The sequence below is a fragment of the Streptomyces sp. NPDC093261 genome, from assembly GCF_044753645.1.
Taxonomy (GTDB): domain Bacteria; phylum Actinomycetota; class Actinomycetes; order Streptomycetales; family Streptomycetaceae; genus Streptomyces.
This window is the reverse complement of sequence record NZ_JBIVNO010000011.1, coordinates 233087-254978: the sequence shown is the minus strand read 5'-3', so window position 1 is coordinate 254978 and position 21892 is coordinate 233087. Positions and strand designations below refer to the sequence as shown.

Sequence of the window (21892 nt, the reverse complement as noted above, 5' to 3'; positions counted from 1 at the left end):
ACAGGCCCGCCCCTTCAAGTGGACCAAGACCGCAGACCAGATCATCGACCGCATCTGCCGCTACTGCGACAGGATCTCCGGACCGGCTCACTAGGGTCGCAGCGGCGCGACTGCCTTGACGTGCGCAAGGCGTGGAGAGCAAGGGGAGTGCAGGTGGCGGACGCTGCAGTGAACGACACCCGGCGGACTCGGCCGGCCCGGCGGGTGCTCATCGCCGCGGACAAGTTCAAGGGGTCGCTGACGGCCGTGCAGGTCGCGGCGCGGGTGACCGCGGGGCTGCGCAGAGTCGTGCCCGATCTCGAGATCGAGGCGCTGCCCGTCGCCGACGGCGGGGACGGGACCGTGGACGCGGCCGTGGCGGCGGGGTTCGAGCGGCATGAGGTGGGGGTCGCGGGTCCGATCGGCCAGGAGGTGACGGCGGCGTTCGCGCTGCGCGGTGACACCGCGGTCGTGGAGATGGCGGAGGCAAGCGGGTTGCAGCGGTTGCCCGCCGGGGTCTTCGCGCCGCTGACCGCGTCCACGTACGGCTCCGGGGAGCTGGTGCGCGCCGCGCTGGACGCCGGGGCGCGGACGATCGTGTTCGGGGTCGGCGGGAGCGCGACGACGGACGGGGGCGCGGGGATGCTGTCCGCGCTCGGGGCGCGGTTCTTGGACGGGGAGGGTGAGCCGGTGGCGCCGGGCGGCGGGGGACTGGCGCGGCTCGCCCGCGCCGATCTGTCGGGCCTGGATCCCCGGCTGTCCTCGGTGGACCTGGTACTTGCCAGCGATGTCGACAACCCGCTGACCGGCCCGAAGGGGGCCCCCGCGGTCTACGGCCCTCAGAAGGGTGCCTCGCCGGACGAGGTCGAGGCGCTGGACCTGGCGCTCGCGCATTACGCGGAGGTGCTGGCGGAGACGATCGGTCCGCGGGCGGCGGAGTACGCCGCGTCTCCGGGCGCGGGCGCCGCGGGCGGCCTCGGGTACGGCGCGCTCGTTCTCGGGGCGCGCTTCCGGCCCGGCATCGAGGTCATGCTGGATGTCCTGGGCTTCGCGCCGGCGCTGGCGCGGGCCTCGCTGGTGATCACGGGTGAGGGCTCGCTGGACGCGCAGACGCTGCACGGGAAGGCCCCGGCGGGGGTCGCCGCGGCGGCCCGCGCGGCCGGCCGGGAGGTCGTCGCGGTGTGCGGGCGGCTGGCCCTGCCGCCGGAGGCGCTGGGACGGGCGGGGATCCGCCGGGCGTACCCGCTGACGGAGGCGGAACCGGACCTCTCGACGTGCCTCATCGAGGCGGGGCCGATTCTGGAACGGGTGGCGGAACGAATCGCCCACGACTTCCTGACCTGACTCCGCCCATCCCACCCCGGGGCGGGGACTGCGTCCGCTGGGTTCGCCGGGGGATCGCGCCCGGGCCTGGCCGGGGCTGCGTCGCCCCGGCGAGGGCGCGCGCTGCGGGCGCGCGAAGGGGCCTGCGCCCCCGTACACCACCGCGGACCGCGCCCTTGGCCCCCGAGGCCTGGGACGGCATACGTGAAGGGCCCCGAACCGGATGGTTCGGGGCCCTTCGGGGTCGTGCGGCCGTATTACGGCAACTGCGCGGCGCGCGCCTCGCGGCGGTTGTCGCGGAAGTTGTTCACCCGGCGTGCCGTGGCGAACAGCGGGATCACCGCGCCCATGACCAGCTGCAAGGCGCAGCCCGTCTGGAGGAGCAGCTGGCCGCTCGGGGCGTCGAACGCCCAAGCCGCCAGGAGGCCCATCGACAGGACGATCCAGGACAGCATCGCCCCGGCGAGACGGCCCCGGGGCTTCGGGTACTCCACCCGGCTCACCATCAGCCACGCGGTGCCGAGGATCGCCAGCAGGGTGGCGAAGAACGGCAGCTCCAGGAGGACGATCGAGACCACCGTCAGCGCGCCGAAGGGGGAGGGCATGCCCTGGAACATGCCGTCCTTCATCGTCACGCAGGAGAATCTCGCGAGTCTGAGCACCACCGCGAGCAGCACCACGATCGCTCCGACCGCGGCCACCCGCTGGTGCGCGTCGTCCGCCACCATGCCGTAGACCAGGACGAAGTACGCCGGGGCCAGACCGAAGCTGATCAGGTCCGAGAGGTTGTCCAGCTCGGCGCCCATGGGCGAGGAGCGGAGCTTGCGGGCGACGAGGCCGTCGAACAGGTCGAAGACAGCCGCGCAGAGCATGAGGATCACGGCCGTGGCGGCGCTGTGCCGGGCCATGCCCGCCGACTCGTCGTTGCCCGTCAGGTGCGGGATCAGGATGCCGGTGGTAGTGAAGTACACCGCCATGAAGCCGCACGTCGCGTTGCCGAGGGTGAGCGTGTCCGCTATCGAGAGGCGGAGCGAGAGAGGCATCTCCTCCTCGTCGTCCACCTCGTCGGCCTCCGGCACCCAGCCGGCCTTGGTATCGGGATCAATCACGGTCAAGACGAGTCACCCCAGCCACGGTCTTCTGGCCGACCTCGACCGCGACCTCCACGCCCTCGGGCAGATAGAGGTCGACACGCGAGCCGAAGCGGATCAGACCGATACGGTCGCCCTGCTCCACCTTCGTGCCCTGCGGGATGTAGGGCACGATGCGACGGGCCACCGCGCCGGCGATCTGGATCATCTCGATGTCGCCGAGTTCGGTGTCGAAATGCCAGACTACGCGCTCGTTGTTCTCGCTCTCTTTGTTGAAAGCAGGAACAAAGCCGCCCGGGATGTGCTCGACCGACGTGACCGTGCCGGACAGCGGCGCGCGGTTCACGTGGACGTTGAGCGGGCTCATGAAGATCGCGACGCGGGTGCGCCCGTCCTTCCACGGCATGATGCTCTGCACCACACCGTCGGCGGGGGAGATGACCCGGCCCTGGGCGATCTCGCGCTCCGGGTCGCGGAAGAACCACAGCATGCCGGCCGCGAGCGCGGTGGCGGGTACGGCCACGGCCTTGGCGGCGCCGGAGCGGCGTGCCCGGGCCAGGCTGAGGGCTGCGGTGGCAACGGTCGGGAGAAGCCACGGCGATGCTCCGCGCGCGAGGCGTACGCCGGCCAGGCTGTCGCGTGGTGCAGAGGTTTGGCTGTGGGGCATGGATGACCTTCGTAGCGGATGATGCCGCGCTTCGACGGGGGACGGCGGCTTTCCGGCGATCGTACCGGGCACGGACCGCAACTCGGCAAGCCAGGAAGCCGAGTCGGCGGCCGAACAGCGTTGACGGGGTGTGATCTTCTTCGCGAAGAAAACACCCCGTAAGCGGACAACTACCCCTGGAGTCGATACTCTTCGAGCAGTCGGCGACCGATGATCATTTTCTGGATTTCGGCGGTACCCTCACCGATCAGCAGCATGGGGGCCTCACGGTACAGGCGCTCGATCTCGTACTCCTTGGAGAAACCGTAGCCGCCGTGGATCCGGAAGGCGTCCTCCACGACCTCCTTGCAGTACTCGGAGGCGAGGTACTTCGCCATGCCCGCTTCAAGGTCATTCCGCTGACCGGAGTCCTTCTTGCGAGCCGCGTTCACCATCATGGCGTGCGCGGCCTCGACCTTTGTGGCCATTTCCGCCAGTTTGAACTGGATGGCCTGGTGCTGGGCGATCGGCTTGCCGAAGGTGTGCCGCTGCTGCGCGTACGACACGCCCAGCTCGAAGGCGCGCTGGGCGACACCGCAGCCACGGGCCGCGACATTCACCCGGCCGACCTCGACTCCGTCCATCATTTGGTAAAACCCTCGGCCGGTGGCCCCGCCGAGCACCCGATCGGCCGGAATGCGCAGACCGTCCATGATGAGTTCCGTGGTGTCGACGCCCTTGTAACCCATCTTGTCGATCTTCCCGGGGATCGTGAGGCCCGGGCGGACCTCGCCGAAGCCGGGCTCCTTCTCGACCAGGAAGGTCGTCATCGACTTGTGCGGCGCGGTGCCCTCGGGGTGTCCTTCGTCACTCCGGACGAGTACGGCGACGAGCGAGGACGTGCCGCCGTTCGTCAGCCACATCTTCTGGCCGGTCAGCACATAGTCGTCGCCGTCCTTGACCGCCTTGGACGTGATCGCCGACACATCGGAGCCGAGCGCGGGCTCGGACATCGAGAAGGCGCCGCGGATCTCGCCGAGGGCCATCTTCGGCAGGAAGTGGTCCTTCTGCTCCTGGGTGCCGTGCTGCTTGAGCATGTACGCCACGATGAAGTGCGTGTTGATGATGCCGGAGACCGACATCCAGCCGCGGGCGATCTCCTCCACGCACAGCGCGTAGGTCAGAAGCGACTCGCCCAGGCCCCCGTACTCCTCGGGGATCATCAGACCGAACAGGCCCAGCTCCTTGAGGCCGTCGACGATCTGCTGCGGGTACTCGTCGCGGTGCTCCAGCTCGGTCGCGACCGGGATGATCTCCTTGTCCACGAAGTCGCGGACGGTGGAGAGGATCTCCTGCTGGACGTCTGTCAGACCGTGGGTCTGGGCGAGACGGCTCATCTACTTCTCCTGCTGCTTCAGCTCCGGGCGGCCGGGCTGCTCGCCGCCGCGCTCCTTGATGTACGTCTCGGTGGGCACCATCACCTTGCGGCGGAAGACGCACACGAGGGTGCCGTCCTGCTTGTAGCCCTTGGTCTCGACATGGACGATGCCGCGGTCGTTCTTCGACTTCGACGGCCACTTGTCGAGCACCGTCGTCTCGCCGTAGATCGTGTCGCCGTGGAAGGTCGGCGCCACGTGCTTGAGCGACTCGATCTCCAGGTTGGCGATCGCCTTGCCCGAGATGTCGGGGACGGACATGCCGAGCAGCAGCGAGTAGATGTAGTTGCCCACGACGACGTTCCTGCCGAAGTCCGTCGTCTTCTCCGCATAGTTCGTGTCCATGTGGAGCGGGTGGTGGTTCATGGTCAGAAGACAGAACAGGTGGTCGTCGTACTCCGTGACCGTCTTGCCGGGCCAGTGCTTGTACGTCGCCCCGACCTCGAACTCCTCGTAGGTCCGTCCGAACTGCATGGCCCTCACGCCTCCGGGATCTCGAACGTGCTGGTGCGCCGCATGCCGGCCGCCCGGCCCTTGCCCGCGATGACCAGCGCCATCTTGCGGCTCGCCTCGTCGATCATCTCGTCGCCGAGCATCGCGGAGCCCTTCTTGCCACCGGCCTCGGACGTGTAGTAGTCGTACGCGTCCAGGATCAGCTCGGCGTGGTCGTAGTCCTCCTGGGAGGGCGAGAACACCTCGTTGGCGGCGTCCACCTGACCCGGGTGGAGCACCCACTTGCCGTCGAAGCCGAGCGCGGCGGCGCGGCCGGCGACCTCGCGGAAGCCGTCCACGTTGCGGATCTGGAGGTAGGGGCCGTCGATCGCCTGGAGGTTGTTGGCCCGGGCGGCCATCAGGATCTTCATCAGGATGTAGTGGTAGGCGTCGGCCGGGTAGCCGGGCGGCTGCTCGCCCACGACCAGCGACTTCATGTTGATCGAGGCCATGAAGTCGGCCGGGCCGAAGATGATCGTCTCGATGCGCGGGGAGGCCTGCGCGATCTCGTTGACGTTGTTGAGGCCCTGGGCGTTCTCGATCTGGGCCTCGATGCCGATGCGGCCGACCTCGAAGCCCATCGTCTTCTCGATCTGGGTGAGCAGGAGGTCGAGCGCGACGACCTGCTCGGCGTTCTGGACCTTCGGCAGCATGATGCAGTCGAGGTTCGGGCCCGCCCCCTCGACCACCGTCACGACGTCGCGGTACGTCCACTCGGTCGTCCAGTCGTTCACCCGCACGACCCGTGTCTTGCCCGTCCAGTCCCCCTCGTTGAGGAACTTCACGATGGTGTGCCGCGCCTCGGGCTTGGCCAGCGGCGCGCATGCGTCCTCCAGGTCCAGGAAGACCTGGTCGGCGGGGAGGCCCTGCGCCTTCTCCAGGAAGCGGGGGTTGCTTCCGGGGACCGCGAGGCACGAGCGCCGCGGACGCAGACGGTTGACGGGCGTGGTCATGCGGGGACCTCCATGGGGTCGAGCTTGTTGGCTGTGCGGATCTCGTCGACGATACGGCCGATGATCCCGGTGATGTCGAAGTCCTTCGGGGTGAAGACCGCGGCCACTCCGGCGGCCCTGAGCTGTTCGGCGTCGGCGTTCGGGATGATCCCGCCGGCGATGACCGGGATGTCGGCCGCACCGGCCTCCCGGAGCCGCTCCAGCACGTCGGGCACCAGTTGTGCGTGCGAGCCGGAGAGGATCGACAGCCCGACCGCGTGCACGTCCTCCGCGAGGGCCGCGTCGACGATCTGTTCCGGCGTCAGCCGGATGCCCTGGTAGACCACCTCGAACCCGGCGTCACGGGCCCGTACGGCGATCTGCTCGGCGCCGTTGGAGTGCCCGTCCAGGCCCGGCTTGCCCACCAGGAAGCGAAGCTTGCCGACTTGGAGGTCCCGGGCCGTCAGCTCCACCTTGCGGCGCACCCGGGCCAGCGCGGTCCCCTCCTCGGCGGTCACCGCGACCGGCGCCGACGACACGCCGGTCGGGGCGCGGAACTCGCCGAACACCTCGCGCAGGGCCCCGGCCCACTCGCCGGTCGTCACACCGGCGCGGGCGCAGTCCAGGGTGGCCGCCATGAGGTTCTCGGTGCCCTTGGCCGCCTCCTTCAGCCGCTCCAGCGCCTTGCAGGGGCGCGGGTGGTTGAACGGAGGCTGGTAGCGGGTGTCGCGCCAGCGCTGGAGCGAGGCGATGACCCGGGCCTCGACCGCCGGGTCGACCGTCTGGATCGCGGTGTCCAGATCGGCCGTGAGCGGGTTCGGCTCGGTGGTCTCGAAGATGTTGACGCCGACGATCTTCTCCTCGCCGGACTCGATCCGGGCCCGGCGCTCGGCGTGCGACGCCACGAGCTGCGACTTGAGGTAGCCCGACTCGACGGCGGCCATGGCGCCGCCCATCTCCTGGATCCGCTCGATCTCGGCGAGCGACTCCTCGACCAGCCCGCTCACCTTGGCCTCGATGACCGTGGAGCCCTCGAAGATGTCGTCGTACTCCAGCAGATCGCTCTCGTGTGCGAGCACCTGCTGGATGCGCAGCGACCACTGCTGGTCCCAGGGCCGGGGCAGGCCCAGCGCCTCGTTCCAGGCCGGGAGCTGCACGGCGCGGGCGCGCGCGTCCTTGGAGAGGGTCACGGCCAGCATCTCCAGCACGATCCGCTGGACGTTGTTCTCCGGCTGCGCCTCCGTCAGACCCAGGGAGTTGACCTGGACGCCGTAGCGGAAGCGACGGTGCTTGGGGTTCTCGATGCCGTACCGCTCACGCGTGATCTTGTCCCAGATCCGCCCGAACGCCCGCATCTTGCACATCTCCTCGACGAAGCGGACGCCCGCGTTCACGAAGAAGGAGATACGGCCGACGACATCGCCCATGCGCTCCTGCGGCACCTGGCCGCCGTCACGCACCGCGTCGAGGACGGCGATCGCGGTGGACATCGCGTACGCGATCTCCTGCACCGGCGTGGCGCCCGCCTCCTGCAGGTGGTAGCTGCAGATGTTGATCGGGTTCCACTTCGGGATGTGGGAGACCGTGTACGCGATCATGTCCGTCGTCAGCCGGAGCGAGGGCCCCGGCGGGAAGACATGCGTACCGCGCGAGAGGTACTCCTTGACGATGTCGTTCTGGGTCGTGCCCTGGAGCTGGGTGATGTCCGCACCCTGCTCCTCCGCGACGACCTGATAGAGCGCCAGCAGCCACATGGCCGTGGCGTTGATGGTCATCGAGGTGTTCATCTGCTCCAGGGGTATGTCCTGGAACAGCCGGCGCATGTCACCCAGGTGCGCGACCGGGACCCCGACCCGGCCGACCTCGCCGCGGGCGAGGACGTGGTCGGAGTCGTAGCCGGTCTGCGTCGGCAGGTCGAACGCGACCGACAGGCCGGTCTGGCCCTTGGCGAGGTTGCGCCGGTACAGCTCGTTGGACGCCTCGGCCGTGGAGTGACCGGCATACGTGCGCATGAGCCACGGCCGGTCCTTCTGCCTCCGGGAGCCGGAGGGCTGACGCTCTGTCATCGGTTACCTCCGCTGTCCTCAGATGTTCCGGAAGCGGTTGATCGCGTCGATGTGCCGTGCGCGCATCTCCTCGTCACGCACGCCGAGGCCCTCCTCGGGGGCGAGGCACAGCACGCCGACCTTGCCCTGGTGGACGTTGCGGTGCACGTCGTAGGCGGCCTGGCCGGTCTCCTCCAGCGAGTAGACCCTGGACAGCGTCGGGTGGATCTTGCCCTTCGCGATGAGCCGGTTGGCCTCCCAGGCCTCGCGGTAGTTGGCGAAGTGCGAGCCGATGATGCGCTTCAGGGACATCCACAGGTAGCGGTTGTCGTACTCGTGGTTGTATCCGGAGGTCGAGGCGCAGGTGACGATCGTGCCGCCCTTGCGCGTGACGTACACCGAGGCTCCGAAGGTCTCGCGGCCCGGGTGCTCGAAGACGATGTCGACGTCCTCGCCTCCGGTCAGCTCGCGGATGCGCTTGCCGAAGCGCTTCCACTCCTTCGGGTCCTGGGTGCGCTCGTCCTTCCAGAACCGGTAGTCCTCGGCGTTGCGGTCGATGATCGCCTCGGCGCCCATCGAGCGGCAGATCTCCGCCTTGGCCGGCGAGGAGACGACACAGATCGGGTTGGCACCGCCCGCGAGCGCGAACTGGGTGGCGTACGAGCCGAGGCCGCCGCTCGCGCCCCAGATCAGCACGTTGTCGCCCTGCTTCATCTGGGCGCCGTTGCGGGAGACGAGCTGCCGGTAGGCGGTGGAGTTGACGAGGCCGGGCGCGGCGGCCTCCTCCCAGCTGAGGTGGCCGGGCTTGGGCATGAGCTGGTTGGACTTCACCAGCGCGATCTCGGCGAGGCCGCCGAAGTTGGTCTCGAAGCCCCAGATCCGCTGCTCCGGGTCGAGCATCGTGTCGTTGTGGCCGTCGGAGGACTCCAGTTCGACCGACAGGCAGTGCGCGACGACCTCGTCGCCCGGCTGCCAGGCGTTGACGCCCGGTCCGGTCCGCAGGACCACGCCCGCGAGGTCGGAGCCGATGATGTGGTAGGGGAGGTCGTGGCGCTTGGTCAGCTCGGAGAGCCTGCCGTAGCGCTCCAGGAAGCCGAAGGTCGACAGCGGCTCGAAGATCGAGGTCCACACCGAGTTGTAGTTGACCGAGGAGGCCATCACGGCCACGAGGGCCTCGCCCGGGCCCAGCTCGGGCAGCGGGACATCGTCGACGTGCAGGGACTTGCGGGGATCCTTGTCGCGGGTGGTGAGCCCGGCGAACATCTCCGTCTCGTCCTTGTGCACGGTGACGGCGCGGTACGACTCGGGGAGCGGCAGAGCGGCGAAATCGGCGGACGTGGCCGTCCCCGACTGAATCGCGTCCAGGATGTCCTTCACGGTATTGCCTCCGGCGAAAGAGCGTCTTGAGGGGAGACGCTGAGGGTTACGTCGGTGCTGCTACGGGAGAGAGGGATGCCGTCGGTTCGGCTCGGTGGTGCTGTGGCAGCGCTTTGTGGCGCGGGAGGGTGCCTGTGACGCAGGCGTCCGGGCGCGCTCGCCTGGGAGGCTTGCGGGGACAGCCGGCGTACGAAAGGTCTCTGCACGCCGGCCGCCCGGACAACACCAACGTATGGCACGGCGTGTCACCCCGCAAGGCACTGGGTGCCAGATATTGATCTCAGATGAAATCTTTACGTAACAAATGAGCGATGATCGATCAAAGTTACCGACGAGTATGGTCCAGGCGGGCAAAAAGGAACGGACCGGTGGCGGCATCGGCTGCCGCCACCGGTCCGTGGTGGGTCGGAAGTCCCGTGAAGGGGTGGAGAACGGCTAGGAACGCTCCTTGAGGGCCTGCTCGATGGTCCGCATCACCTCGTCGAGCGGCGCGTCGGTCCTGGCCACTGTCACCAGGACCTCGCCCTGCGCGGTCACGGCGGCCGGAGCGGTCCGGGGAGCGGAGCCGCGACCGGCCCCGATCCCGGTGCCGAACGTCCTGCGCACGATCGCGAAGGCATGGTCCAGCTGGGCCTCGACGTCCCCCTGGCCGCCGGCCCGCAGCCAGCGCCGCAGGACGTGGTTGTGGGCGGTGACGACCGCCGACGCGGCCACCTCCGCCAGCAGCGGATCGTCGTTCGCGTCGTCGTCGTGCGCGTGCTCGTCGAAGTGGCCCAGCAGATAGCGGGTGAACAGGCGCTCGTAACGGGCCACCGAGGCGATCTCCGCCTCCCGCAGGGTCGGCACCTCGCGGGTCAGCTTGTAGCGCTGCACGGAGATCTCCGGCCGGGCCGCGTACATCTTCATGACTTCCTTGATGCCGCGGCAGACGGTGTCGAGCGGGTGCTCGTGCGCGGGCGCGGCGTTGAGCACCGCCTCGGCGCGGACCAGAGTGTCGTCGTGGTCGGGGAAGATGGCCTCTTCCTTGGAGCGGAAGTGGCGGAAGAAAGTGCGCCGGGCGACCCCGGCGGCCGCCGCGATCTCGTCGACGGTGGTCGCTTCGTACCCTTTGGTGGCGAACAACTCCATCGCCGCGGCCGCCAGTTCCCGGCGCATCTTGAGTCGCTGGGCGGCGGCGCGGCTGCCTGCGGCACTCTCGGGCGCGTCGGGCGTAGCTGGTGTACGTGAGGACTTGGCGGGCTGGGACATGACCCGAACGTACTGCATGTGCGCAGGATGGCGCGCATGTCCCGGGTTCCCCCCGCCCCGCGGGGGCGGGGGGTCACCCTGGGGATCGAGCAGTCCGCCCCAGTCGGCGCCGCCCTGGAACCAGTCGCCGGGCCGGTCAGCGCTTGGCATATTCGCGGAAGCCGCGGCCGGTCTTGCGGCCGAGGCAGCCCGCGGCCACCAGGTGTTCCAGCAGTGGCGCGGGCGCCAGGCCCGGGTCGCGGAACTCGCGGTGCAGGACCTTCTCGATGGCGAGTGAGACGTCCAGGCCGACCACGTCGAGCAGTTCGAACGGCCCCATCGGGTAGCCGCCGCCCAGCTTCATCGCCGCGTCGATGTCGTCGAGGGACGCGTAGTGCTCCTGCACCATCTTGACCGCGTTGTTGAGGTACGGGAACAGCAGCGCGTTCACGATGAATCCGGCGCGGTCGCCGCAGTCCACCGGGTGCTTCCTGATGGACGCGCACAGCTCACGGACCGTCGCGTGCACATCGTCGGCGGTCAGCACGGTGCGGACCACCTCGACCAGCTTCATGGCCGGCGCCGGGTTGAAGAAGTGCATGCCGATCACGTCCTGCGGGCGCGAGGTGGCGCGGGCGCAGGCGACGACGGGCAGCGAGGAGGTGGTGGTCGCGAGGATCGCGCCGGGCTTGCAGACCTTGTCGAACGTGGCGAACAACTGCTGCTTGATCTCCAGGTCCTCCGCGACCGCCTCCAGGGCCAGGTCGACGTCGGCGAAGTCGTCGTAGCTGCCCGTCGGCCGGATCAGGTCGAGCGTCTGCGCGGCCGCCTCGGCCGTCATCCGGCCCTTGTCGACCGAGCGCGCCAGCGACTTGCCGATCCGGGCCTTGGCGGCCTGCGCCTTCTCCTCGGTGCGGGCCGCGAGGACCACCTCGTAGCCGGCCTTGGCGAAGACCTCGGCGATCCCGGACGCCATGGTGCCGGAGCCCGCGACACCGACCGAGCGGACCGGACGGCCCGGGGCCTGGGCGGCGTCCGCGAGGGGCGTCAGCGCGTCGCGCACCACGGTCGCGCTGCCGGGCGCCTCGTAGGTGTAGAAGCCGCGCCCCGACTTGCGGCCGGTCAGACCCGCCTCGCTGAGCTGCTTGAGAATCGGGGCGGGCGCGTGCAGCCGGTCGTGGGAGGCCGCGTACATGGCCTCGAGCACGGTGCGGGCGGTGTCGACGCCGATCAGGTCGAGCAGGGCGAGCGGGCCCATGGGCAGGCCGCAGCCCAGCCGCATCGCGGCGTCGATGTCCTCGCGGGAGGCGTACCTCGCCTCGTACATCGCGGCGGCCTGGTTGAGATAGCCGAACAGCAGTCCGTCGGCGACGAATCCGGGCCGGTCGCCGATCGCGACGGGCTCCTTGCCCAGGTCGAGGGCGAGGTTGGTGACCGCGGTGACGGCGGCGGGCGAGGTCAGCACGGAGGAGACGACCTCCACCAGCTTCATGGCCGGCGCCGGGTTGAAGAAGTGCAGTCCGAGGACCCGCTCGGGGTGGGCCGAGTCGGCCGCGAGCCGGGTGACGGAGAGGGCGTTGGTGCCGGTGGCGAGGATGGCGTCGGGGCGCACGATGCCGTCGAGGGCACGGAAGACCTGCTGCTTGATCTCGTACGACTCCGGGACCACCTCGATGACGAGGTCGGCCTCCGCGGCCGCGCGCAGATCGGTGAAGGTGCGGAAGCGGGCGAGGGCGTCCTCGCGCTCCTGCTCGGTCAGGCGGCCACGGCTCACGGCGCGGGCGGTGGCGGCGTCCAGGGCCGAGACGGCCTTCGTGGCCGCGGCCTCGCTGATGTCGATGCCGACGACCTCGCGGCCGGCCCGGGCCAGCACCTCGGCGATGCCGGTGCCCATGGTGCCGAGACCGATCACGGCAATGGTCTTGAGGGGGGACAGAGGGGTGTCGGACAGGGGAGTGGCCATCGCGGGACTCCAGAAATGAGGTGACGACTGAGGGAGCGCGGCTGGACACGCCGAGGGGCGCACACAGTGCGGAGAACGCGGGTGTCTGCCGGGCTGACGAGCGCACACGCCCGGTGCGTCCGCGGACGCGCACACGTCCGGGAGCGGTGATCCGACCGGCCCTGTCCCGGAGCCGGGTCGTACTGAGGTACGCGATGTACCGAACCGACGGTCGCCTCCCGAGCCTTGGCGGCCTGGGAGGGCCCCCTGCGGTGGCTGCGTCACCAAACCACCACAAGCGGCGAGTGGGTAACTCGCTCGAATGAGCTTAACCCGCGGGTAACGAGCGCGCCACCCCTCGACTTTGTGATGTAGGTCCCCAGGCACGGTCGGCGCCCCTACTCTCGCTTCATGGACGAAGCGTTGCGATCGCTCACGGAGCGTTTACGGGTCGAGGCCGGCTCCTCGCCCGTGTACGGGCGGCTCGTCGCCACGGACGGGCTCGATGAGCTGGCCGCCGTGCTGACCGAGCCCGGACAGCCGCTGTGGGCACGTGAGCTGGCGGCCTTCCGGCTCGGTGTCGCAGGTGACCGAAGGGCGTTCGAGACCCTGGTTCTCCTGCTCAACCACCGTGACCCCCCGCGCTGTGCGTCGGCCGCCCACGCGCTGGCCCGGCTCGGCGATCCGCGCACCGCCCGCGCGGCGGCGGCCCTCGCCACCAACGAACTCCGGGTCGCCTACGCACTCCACCCCGTGCGCCTGCTCGTCGCACTGCGCGCCCCCGAGTCCGTGCCCGCCCTGATCACCACCCTGGAGCGCAGACTGCGGCCGCACGATCCCTACCGGAAGGTGGCGCTCGCGTGTGTGGAGGGGCTCGGTGAACTGGGCGACGCCCGCGCCAGATCCGTGCTGAACGAGGCGCTCGCCCATCCGGCGCTCGCCCAGGCCGCGGTGCACGCACTCGCACGCATCCCCGCGCGGCGCTGAGCCTCAGCCGGGCAGCGGCAGTACGGCCGCGTACCGCAACTCGGGCACGGCCACCCCGTGCGCCTCGAATGGCTCCTCGGTGCCGTCGGCGTGGAAGCCGGCCCGCTCGTAGAAGTGCCGGGCGCGCACGTTGTCCTTGAGCACCCACAGATACATGCGCGGGTGTCCGGCCCCGGTGCACCTGCGGACCGCCTCCCTGAGCAGGGCCCGGCCGATGCCGCCTCCGAGCAGGCCCGGGGCCACGTAGATCGCGTACAACTCGGCGTCCCCGGTGCGGACTTCGCCCTCCCGGTACGGTCCGTGCGCGGCCCACCCGACCGTCTCGCCGTCCAGTTCGGCGACCAGGTTCACCACCCGGCCGTCGCCCTCCGCGAGACGGGCACGGCGCCGCTCGGTGTCGGCGTCCACGTCGAGCGCGTCGAGATACGGCTGGGGGATCAGTCCCCGGTAGGCGGTCCGCCAGCCGCCGACGCGGATCTCGCTCACGCGTCGGCAGTCGGCGAACGCCATGTCGCGGATGAGCAGCCGGCCGTCCATGGAGGAACCGTAGACGGGCGCGGCCATGCCGGGCCACGGGTTATTCGGGGAGCACCGCGAACGCCTCGATCTCCATGAGGAACTCGGGGCCCACCAGCGCCGCCACCTGCACCGCCGACGAGGCGGGCAGGCGGTCCCCGGGTATGTGGGCGGCGCGGGCCGTGCGGATCGCCGGTAGATACGCCATGTCCGTGACGAAGTAGGTCAGTTTCACCACGTCGTCGAACGTGGCCCCGGCGGCGGCCAGGCAGTGGCGCAGATTCTCGAAGACCTGCCGGGCCTGTGCCGCCGGATCGCCCTCTCCGACGAGCCCCCCGTGCTCGTCCAGCGCGAGCTGGCCGGAGATCGCGACGAAGCGTCCGGTGCCCATGACGACATGGGTGTACGCGGCGGCGGGGGCGACCCCGTCGGGGGCGGGGATTCGGGTCAGCTCACTCATGGCTCCATGGTGGACCACGGGTGTGACAACGCCCCCGACGGGCCGGGCGGGCCGCTCAGCCGTGGAAGCCGAGCAGCCCGTGCAGTGTCGAGCCGCGTCCGGAGGCGCCGGCCGTCTTGGCGGTCGTCGGTTCCGGATCGGGCAGCCTGGGGCACACCGCGTCGATCCCGCCGCTGCCGCGCGGCACCGTGCCGTCGGTGAGGTACGCCGCGAGGTACTTGTCGAGGCAGGAGTTCCCGCTGAGCGAGATGCCGTGGTTGCCGCCGCCCTCCTCCACCACCAGACTGGAGCGGCGCAGCAGATGATGGACCGTCACACCGCCGTGGTACGGGGTCGCCGCGTCGTTGGTCGCCTGGAACAGCAGTGTCGGCGGCAGCGCGTCATTGGCCACGTTCACCGGCCGGAGCCCGGTCGTCGGCCAGAAGGCGCACGGCGCGTTGTACCAGGTGTTGTTCCAGGTCATGAACGGCGCCTTGTCGTACACCGCCCAGGTGTCCTTGCGCCACTGCGCCCAGCCGCGCGGCCAGGAGGTGTCACGGCACTGCACCGCCGCGTAGATGCTGTAGCCGTTGTCGCCCGAGGCGGTGACCGCGCCCAGGGCGTGGTAGGCGTCGACCAGCGGCCCGGAGTTCCCGTCGTTCACATAGGCCGCGAACGCGGTGGCCAGGCGCGGCCAGTAGCCGTTGTAGTAGCCGCCCGGCATGTAGGTGTCCTCGAGTTCGGAGGCGCCCACCGTGTTCCGGGCAGGGGTCTTGGCCAGGGCCGCCCGCATCGCGTACCACTTGGCCCCGACCACGGCCGGGTCGGTGCCGAGCCGATAGGTGCCGTCGTGCCGGGCGACCCAGGCCAGGAACGCCAGATGACGGTCGTTGAACGCGTAGTCCTGCTGGATGTTGTCGTCGTACCAGACGCCCGTGGGGTCGACGATGGAGTCGAGTACGAGGTGGCGCACCCGCTGCGGGAAGAGCCTGGCGTAGACGGCGCCCAGGTAGGTGCCGTAGGAGTAGCCGAAGTAGCTCACCTTCTCGGCCCCGAGCGCCTGCCGGATCGTGTCCAGGTCCCGGGCGGCGCTGATCGTATTGATGTAGGGCAGCACGCTCGCGTACTTCAGGGCGCAGTCCCGGGCGAAGGCCGTCGTGCGGGCGAGGTTGGCCCGCTCCAGCGCGGGGGTAGTGGGTACCGAGTCCGGGCGCACCGGGTCGAAGTGACCGGGGCGGCAGTTGAGGGCCGGTTCGCTCCTGCCCACGCCGCGCGGGTCGAAGCCGATGACGTCGTACTGCGCCGCCACCGCCTTGGGCAGCGCGGAGGCGACGAATCCGGCGAGCTTCAGACCGCTGCCGCCGGGTCCGCCCGGGTTGACCAGCAGCGGCCCCTGGGATGTCTTCGCGGTGTGCGGGACGCGCGACAGCGCCACCGTGATCTGCCGACCGCGCGGGTTGGCGTAGTCGAGCGGCACCGTCACGGACGCGCACTGGAGCGTCGGGCGCGTGGCGGTGGCGCAGTTCTTCCAGATGGGTTCGGCCGCTTGCACGGTGGCCGCGGCACGCGGCGGGCTCGCGTCGGCCGGGACCGCGGGGAGCATTCCGGCCATCATGAGGGCGGCACCGCACAGCACGGCTGCGCCTTTTCTCATATCAGTCCTCCCAGGACGGAGGGGGGTGGACCACGGCTGTCAGGTCCTCGCCGCATGCTCCCGGAAAGGGACGTCCCAAAGAGCGTGTTCTGGCGGCGCTTGACCCGATTGGGTAGCCGGAAGCCCTCGGATGCCCTGCGACATGGTCACAGCAGGGAGAGTTGTGTCGGCCCGGTCACGGTCTGCTCCGACCTGGCCGGCCCGGTCGGTGTGGGGCCGGGCGCCGTGGGCTCGGGCCGCCGGATCCTGCGCGGCATGCCCGCGGGCGTGGGCCCGATGCCGTACTCCCGTGCCAGTTCGTGCACCTGGCGCGTGATCCGGCGCTGGTACCACTTCGGGGCGTACGCGCCCTCCGCGTACAGCCGCTCGTAACGGCGTACGAGCCACGGGTGCCGGTGCTCCAGCCAGGCCATGAACCACTCGCGGGCGCCCGGGCGCAGATGCAGCACCAGCGGGGTCACCGAGGTGGCCCCGGCGGCGGCGATCGCCCTGACGGTGGCGCGCAGTTGGGCCGGGTCGTCGCCGAGGAACGGGATCACCGGGGCCATCAGCACACCGCAGCCGATGCCGTGCTCGCCCAGGGTGCGCACCACGTCCAGTCGGCGCTCCGGTGCCGGGGTGCCCGGTTCGACGGTGCGCCACAGCTCCTGGTCGACGAAGCCGACGGAGACCGAGATGCCGACGTCGGTGACCTCCGACGCCTGCTTGAGCAGGTCGAGATCGCGCAGGATCAGGGTGCCCTTGGTGAGGATGGAGAACGGGTTCGCGTGGTCGCGCAGGGCCGAGATGATGCCCGGCATCAGCCGGTAGCGGCCCTCGGCGCGCTGGTAGCAGTCGACATTGGTGCCCATCGCGATGTGCTCGCCATGCCAGCGGCGCGAGCCGAGGTGGGCGCGCAGCAACTCGGGGGCGTTGACCTTCACCACGATCTGGGAGTCGAAGCCGAGTCCCGTGTCGAGGTCCAGATAGCTGTGCGTCTTGCGGGCGAAGCAGTACACGCAGGCGTGCGTACACCCTCGATAAGGGTTGACCGTCCACTCGAACGGCATACGCGAGGCGCCCGGCACCCGGTTCACGATCGAGCGGGCCCGGACCTCGTGGAAGGTGATCCCGCGGAACTCCGGACTGTCGAAGGTGCGGGTGGTCACCGCGTCCGCCTCGAACAGTGCGGCGTCGCGGGCCGTGGCGGGGTTCTCGGCCAGATGGTCCCAGCGCATGGGCACCTCCTCGGTAGCACTGGCCACACAATAGAACATACGTTCCCATGATCGCGAGGGGCGAGCGAAGCCCAAGGCCTCCGGGCCGCGCCCGGGGATCTCCCGCCCGGCGTCAGCCGGTGCCGGACACGAGCCCGACCCGGTGCGCGAGGGCGACCGAGGAGAGCGCAGGGCGAGGGTGGAGGGTGGAGGGCACACTCGGCCGTGATCGCGGAGTGGATTCGATGGGGAGTTTGATTTCCCGGTGCCTCGGCTCTGACCTGCGGATTTTTCTCCGAGGCGTCCCGAGTCGGTGAGTGCGCGACGGTAAGGTCGGCGCGTCCTTCGTCTTCCCTGCCGCGATCTGTGGCATGACGGACGGGTGGAGACGCCGAATCGGTCGCAGCCCCTGTCCGCGGGCGTGCGCCCCCTCACCCTGGACGCCGCGGGCGTCACCCTGTCCTGTCTGCTCGCCGAACCGCCGGACGGGCAGCCGCGGGCCACCTTGGTCGCCGTGCACGGCGGCGGCATGAGGGCCGGCTACTTCGACGGGCAGGCCCACCCCGACCTTTCCCTGCTGACGCTCGGCGCCGGCCTCGGCTTCACGGTGCTCGCCCTGGACCGGCCCGGCTACGGACTGTCCGCGGAGCGGCTGCCCGCCGGGCAGACCCTGGCCGAGCAGGCCGAGGTGCTGGACGCGCTCATGGACCGGTTCGCGCAGCGGTACCCCACGGGAGCGGGGTTCTTTCTGCTGGCCCACTCCTACGGCGGCAAACTCGCCCTCGTCACCGCCGCGCACAGTCCCCGGCCGCTCGCCCTCGACGTGTCGGGCTGCGGCTACCGCTACGACATCGAACCGGCCGAGCTGCCCCGGGTCCTCAGCCGTTCCTCCTGGGGACGCAACTGGGGCCCGCTGCGGCTGTATCCGCCGGACACGTTCCGTTCGCTCGGCACTCTGGTGGCCCCCATGCCGGTGCGCGAGGCGGACGAAGTCGCCCGCTGGCCGGGGATCTTCGACGACCTCGCGCCGCGCGTCCGGGTACCCCTGCGGATGACCTTCGCCGAGCACGAGGCGTGGTGGCTGCACGGGGAGCGGGACATCGCGGAGATCACCGCCCGGCTGGCCACGGCACCCGAACTCCGGGTCGAGCACCAGCCGGACGCCGGCCACAACATCAGCCTGGGCTGGGCGGCGCGTTCGTACCATCTGCGCGCCCTGGGCTTCTTCGAGGAGTGTCTCGCGGCGCTCCGCGCCCGGCGCGGCCGGCCGGCCGCGGACGATCGTCCGGTGGCGGCGTCCCCGTCCGTCACCGTGCCGAGGGTGTGATGGGATGGCGGACACCACCATCACACGTACAGGAAGAGGATGGTCATGGCGCAGGTCGAGGCCACGACGGAGCGGATCATCGCGGCGGACGCGGAGAGGGTGTTCGACACCCTCGCCGACTACAGCGGCGCCCGTGCGCGGCTGCTGCCGGAGCAGTTCAGCGAGTACGAGGTGCGCGAGGGCGGCGACGGCGAGGGCACCCTCGTGCACTGGAAGCTCCAGGCCACCAGCAAGCGCGTCCGTGACTGCCTGCTCGAGGTCAGCGAGCCGAGCGACGGGGAGCTGGTCGAGAAGGACCGCAACTCCTCCATGGTGACCACCTGGCGGGTCAGCCCTGCCGGTGAGGGCCGCTCCCGGGTCGTGGTGACCACCACCTGGAAGGGTGCCGGCGGCATCGGCGGCTTCTTCGAGAAGACCTTCGCCCCCAAGGGTCTCACCCGGATCTACGACGCGGAACTCGCGAAGCTGGCCGCTGAGGTGGAGAAGTGACGCGCGAAACGGTGGCGTGACGCAGGGGGCCGTATGGCGCGGGCGTGCGGCGGCAACGCGCGCGACCGGCGTGAGCCCCCTGCTTCGTCGTGACCCCTTGTGCGCTCCGGGGCGCCAAGCCCCGAACCCAAGCCCCCGGGGCGCACTCCGTCAGTCGTCCGGCTGAATCTCACGCTCACCGTTTCGAGTGGTTTTCCGCATGGCGCGGTTGTACGCCGTAGGGCTCCGACCGGCGGATACCTCCGGACCGCTCCGTTCCCCCGCAAATCGCCGCGCTTGAACCCAGTTGTCGCGCAATGCGAGAAATGGGCGGCGCAGCGGCGACGAGGGGAGCGGTACGTGGGCGGGACGACGGTGATGGACGTGGACAGTGAGCGGGCCGTGCCGCCCGTGCTCCTGGACGCGCCCCAGGAGCCGGCCGCTGCCCAACGTCCCATGCCGCTCGGTCCCCGCCGGGTGCGCCTCGTCTTCGTCGGGCTGATGCTCGCGCTTCTGCTCGCGGCCCTCGACCAGATGATCGTGGCCACCGCGCTCCCGAAGATCGTCGGCGAACTGCACGGCCTGGACCGGATGTCCTGGGCCATCACGGCCTATCTCCTGACCTCCACCGTGGGACTGCCGGTCTACGGCAAGTGCGGGGACCTGTTCGGCCGCAAGGGCGTGTTCCAGTTCGCGATCGCCGCCTTCGTGGTCGGCTCCGCCCTCGCGGGACGGGCGGGGAGCATGGACCAGCTGATCGCCTTCCGCGCCGTCCAGGGCGTCGGAGCCGGCGGGCTGATGATCGGTGTGCAGGCGATCATCGCCGATATCGTCCCGCCCCGTGAACGCGGCCGCTTCATGGGCCTGATCGGCGCCGTCTTCGGCCTCGCCTCCGTCGCAGGGCCGCTGCTCGGCGGCTACTTCACCGACCATCTCTCCTGGCGCTGGTGCTTCTACATCAACGTGCCCTTCGGCCTTGTCACCCTGGCCGTCGTCACCGTGGTGCTGAGACTGCCGAAGCCCGCCGCGAAGGGCCGGCTCGACGTGCCCGGCACCCTGCTGCTGGCCGCCGCGTCCACCTGCCTGGTACTGCTGACCAGTTGGGGCGGCACCGAGTACGCGTGGGGTTCGCGCGTCATCCTGGGACTGGGCGCCGGCGCGGCGCTCGCCGTCGCCCTCTTCCTGCTCGCCGAACGGTTCGCCGCCGAACCCCTCATCCCGCTGCGGCTGTTCCGCGACGCCGTCTTCAACGTCACCGCCCTGGTGGGCCTGGTGGTCGGGGTGGCGCTGTTCGGCGCCGCCAGCTACCTTCCCACCTTCCTCCAGATGGTCGACGGGGCGAGCGCCACGGAGTCCGGGCTGCTGATGCTGCCGATGATGGCCGGGATCGTCGGCGCCTCCATCATCGGCGGCCAACTCGTCAGCCACACCGGCCGGTACAAGGTCTTCCCCTTGCTCGGCACCGCCGTGGCGGCCGTCGGCATGTGGCTGCTGTCCCGGCTCGCCGTGGACACGCCCCGGCTCCAGTACAGCATCTGGATGGCGGTCCTCGGAGCGGGCATCGGCATGGTGATGCCGGTGCTGGTCCTCGCCGTGCAGAACTCCGTGCGCCCCACCGACCTCGGCACCGCGACCAGCGCCAACAACTACTTCCGGCAGATCGGCGGAAGCGTGGGCGCGGCCGTCTTCGGCACGCTCTTCGCGAACCGCCTCTCCGACGCGCTGGAGCAACGCCTCCCGCCGCGTGGCGGCACCCGACTGCCCGACCCCGAGTCCATCACCCCGCAGCTCGTCCACGCGCTGCCGCGCGCACTGCGCGACACGTACATCGAGGCCTACGCCGACGCCATGCCGAGGGTTTTCCTCTATCTCGTGCCGGTGCTCGTCCTCGGCCTGCTCATCGCCTTCTTCCTCAAGGAGAAACCACTGGTGTCCCACAACGCCGCCCCCGCCGAGTGCCCGCCCGCCTCCCAGGTCCCGCCGGCGCGTTCGCCCTACGCCGCAGGGGTGCCTGTCTGCGGCACGGTCCAGCACCCCGACGGGACCATGGTGCCGCGTGCGGCGCTCACCCTCATCGACGTCGCGGGACAGCAGATCGGGCGCGGCGCGAGCGGCGAGGACGGGCGGTACGCGCTGTCCACGCCGGGATCGGGGTCCTACGTCCTGATCGCCGCGGCCGGCGGCCATCAGCCGCAGGCGGTCTCGGTGACCGTGGGCGAGCGCCCCGTGGAACTGGACGTCGTGCTCGGCGGCGCCGGCCGGCTGGCGGGCAGCGTGCTGACGGCCGACGGCACGCCGGTGCGCGACGCCGCCGTCACGCTCACCAATGTGCATGGGGAGGTGGTCGCGAGTACGCGCAGCGGGCGCGAGGGCGGCTATGTCATCTCGGAGTTGGTGGCCGGGGAGTACACCCTGGCCGCCAGTGCGCCCGCGTTCCGCCCGGCCGCGCTGCCCGTCACCGTGCAGGCCTCCCGCGAGACCCGGCAGGATGTCGAACTCGCTGGCGGGGCGGTGCTGCGCGGCACCGTGCGCGCGGGCGGCGGACGGCCGGTCGAGGACGCCCGGGTCACGCTCCTCGACGCGGCGGGCAATGTCGTCGACACGCTGACGACGGGGGCCGACGGAACGTTCCGGTTCGTCGACCTGTCGTCCGGGGAGTACACCGTGATCGCCGCGGGGTACCCGCCGGTCGCCACCGTGCTCCAGGTCGCCGGGGGCGGCCGGACGGAACGCGACCTTCAGCTCGGGCACGAGGACTGAAGGGACGCCCTGCTCACCCGGCCGAGCCGCGGTGAGACACGGCCCTGTGCGCCCC

At 70.5% G+C, this 21892-nt stretch carries 18 protein-coding genes; 5 read left to right on the top strand and 13 right to left on the bottom strand.

The genetic code is table 11. The annotated features are described in order from the left end of the window. Window positions 1-204: 204 nt before the first annotated feature. On the top strand, window positions 205-1323 hold the full coding sequence (locus ACIP94_RS23960; protein ID WP_402429095.1) for a glycerate kinase: 1119 nt from the start codon (window positions 205-207) through the stop codon (window positions 1321-1323). A gap of 236 nt (window positions 1324-1559) precedes the next feature. Here ACIP94_RS23960 and pssA read toward each other — a convergent pair whose 3' ends face one another. The 9 genes from pssA to ACIP94_RS23915 form a co-directional block, all read right to left on the bottom strand. Next, entirely contained in the window at window positions 1560-2381 is an 822-nt protein-coding gene (gene pssA / locus ACIP94_RS23955; RefSeq protein ID WP_402429092.1) for a CDP-diacylglycerol--serine O-phosphatidyltransferase, read from the bottom strand. A gap of 22 nt (window positions 2382-2403) precedes the next feature. Beyond that, the gene (locus ACIP94_RS23950; RefSeq protein ID WP_311693587.1) at window positions 2404-3060 is read right to left on the bottom strand and encodes a phosphatidylserine decarboxylase; all 657 of its coding nucleotides are present in this window, start codon (window positions 3058-3060) and stop codon (window positions 2404-2406) included. A 170-nt stretch (window positions 3061-3230) separates the two neighbouring features. Next, window positions 3231-4436 (bottom strand): acyl-CoA dehydrogenase family protein, encoded by a 1206-nt coding sequence (locus ACIP94_RS23945; protein ID WP_402429071.1) that lies wholly within the window; start codon window positions 4434-4436, stop codon window positions 3231-3233. Continuing rightward, window positions 4437-4949: a MaoC family dehydratase gene (locus tag ACIP94_RS23940; protein ID WP_366027535.1), complete on the bottom strand. Its 513-nt coding sequence runs from the start codon at window positions 4947-4949 to the stop codon at window positions 4437-4439. 5 nt (window positions 4950-4954) lie between these two features. Next, window positions 4955-5920, bottom strand: a complete 966-nt coding sequence (locus ACIP94_RS23935; RefSeq protein WP_402429067.1) for an HpcH/HpaI aldolase/citrate lyase family protein — start codon at window positions 5918-5920, stop codon at window positions 4955-4957. Next, entirely contained in the window at window positions 5917-7965 is a 2049-nt protein-coding gene (locus ACIP94_RS23930) for a protein meaA (protein WP_402429064.1), read from the bottom strand. The genes ACIP94_RS23935 and ACIP94_RS23930 overlap by 4 nt, the downstream gene beginning before the upstream one ends. Window positions 7966-7983: 18 nt before the next feature. Next, window positions 7984-9321 carry a crotonyl-CoA carboxylase/reductase gene (ccrA, locus tag ACIP94_RS23925; protein ID WP_402429061.1) on the bottom strand — a complete coding sequence of 446 codons (1338 nt, stop codon included), beginning with the start codon at window positions 9319-9321 and terminating at the stop codon, window positions 7984-7986. A gap of 435 nt (window positions 9322-9756) precedes the next feature. Then, window positions 9757-10569: a TetR family transcriptional regulator gene (locus ACIP94_RS23920; RefSeq protein WP_402429058.1), complete on the bottom strand. Its 813-nt coding sequence runs from the start codon at window positions 10567-10569 to the stop codon at window positions 9757-9759. Window positions 10570-10705: 136 nt separating this feature from the next. Further along, window positions 10706-12511 carry a 3-hydroxyacyl-CoA dehydrogenase family protein gene (locus ACIP94_RS23915; RefSeq protein ID WP_402429055.1) on the bottom strand — a complete coding sequence of 602 codons (1806 nt, stop codon included), beginning with the start codon at window positions 12509-12511 and terminating at the stop codon, window positions 10706-10708. 390 nt (window positions 12512-12901) lie between these two features. On the opposite strand from ACIP94_RS23915, the gene ACIP94_RS23910 reads away from it, so the two are divergent. Continuing rightward, window positions 12902-13477, top strand: a complete 576-nt coding sequence (locus ACIP94_RS23910; protein ID WP_402429052.1) for an adenylosuccinate lyase — start codon at window positions 12902-12904, stop codon at window positions 13475-13477. 3 nt (window positions 13478-13480) lie between these two features. Here the strand turns inward: ACIP94_RS23910 and ACIP94_RS23905 are convergent, their stop codons facing one another. The 4 genes from ACIP94_RS23905 to ACIP94_RS23890 all read right to left on the bottom strand — a co-directional run bounded on the left by ACIP94_RS23905 (window position 13481) and on the right by ACIP94_RS23890 (window position 17303). Next, window positions 13481-14014: a GNAT family N-acetyltransferase gene (locus ACIP94_RS23905; RefSeq protein WP_402429050.1), complete on the bottom strand. Its 534-nt coding sequence runs from the start codon at window positions 14012-14014 to the stop codon at window positions 13481-13483. Between the two features lie 40 nt (window positions 14015-14054). After that, window positions 14055-14453, bottom strand: coding sequence for a RidA family protein (locus ACIP94_RS23900; RefSeq protein ID WP_402429047.1), 399 nt, complete (start codon window positions 14451-14453; stop codon window positions 14055-14057). Between the two features lie 55 nt (window positions 14454-14508). Further along, window positions 14509-16086: an alpha/beta hydrolase gene (locus tag ACIP94_RS23895; protein ID WP_402429044.1), complete on the bottom strand. Its 1578-nt coding sequence runs from the start codon at window positions 16084-16086 to the stop codon at window positions 14509-14511. Window positions 16087-16232: 146 nt separating this feature from the next. Beyond that, complete coding sequence (locus tag ACIP94_RS23890; protein WP_402429089.1) at window positions 16233-17303, bottom strand: Rv2578c family radical SAM protein; 1071 nt, start codon at window positions 17301-17303, stop codon at window positions 16233-16235. A 361-nt stretch (window positions 17304-17664) separates the two neighbouring features. Here ACIP94_RS23890 and ACIP94_RS23885 point away from each other — a divergent pair, with 361 nt between their 5' ends. From ACIP94_RS23885 to ACIP94_RS23875, 3 genes are all read left to right on the top strand, one after another. Further along, the gene (locus tag ACIP94_RS23885) at window positions 17665-18609 is read left to right on the top strand and encodes an alpha/beta hydrolase (RefSeq protein WP_402429041.1); all 945 of its coding nucleotides are present in this window, start codon (window positions 17665-17667) and stop codon (window positions 18607-18609) included. Window positions 18610-18654: 45 nt separating this feature from the next. Next, on the top strand, window positions 18655-19098 hold the full coding sequence (locus ACIP94_RS23880) for an SRPBCC family protein (protein ID WP_402429038.1): 444 nt from the start codon (window positions 18655-18657) through the stop codon (window positions 19096-19098). Window positions 19099-19437: 339 nt separating this feature from the next. After that, window positions 19438-21837, top strand: coding sequence for an MFS transporter (locus tag ACIP94_RS23875; protein ID WP_402429035.1), 2400 nt, complete (start codon window positions 19438-19440; stop codon window positions 21835-21837). The last annotated feature ends 55 nt before the right edge of the window (window positions 21838-21892 follow it).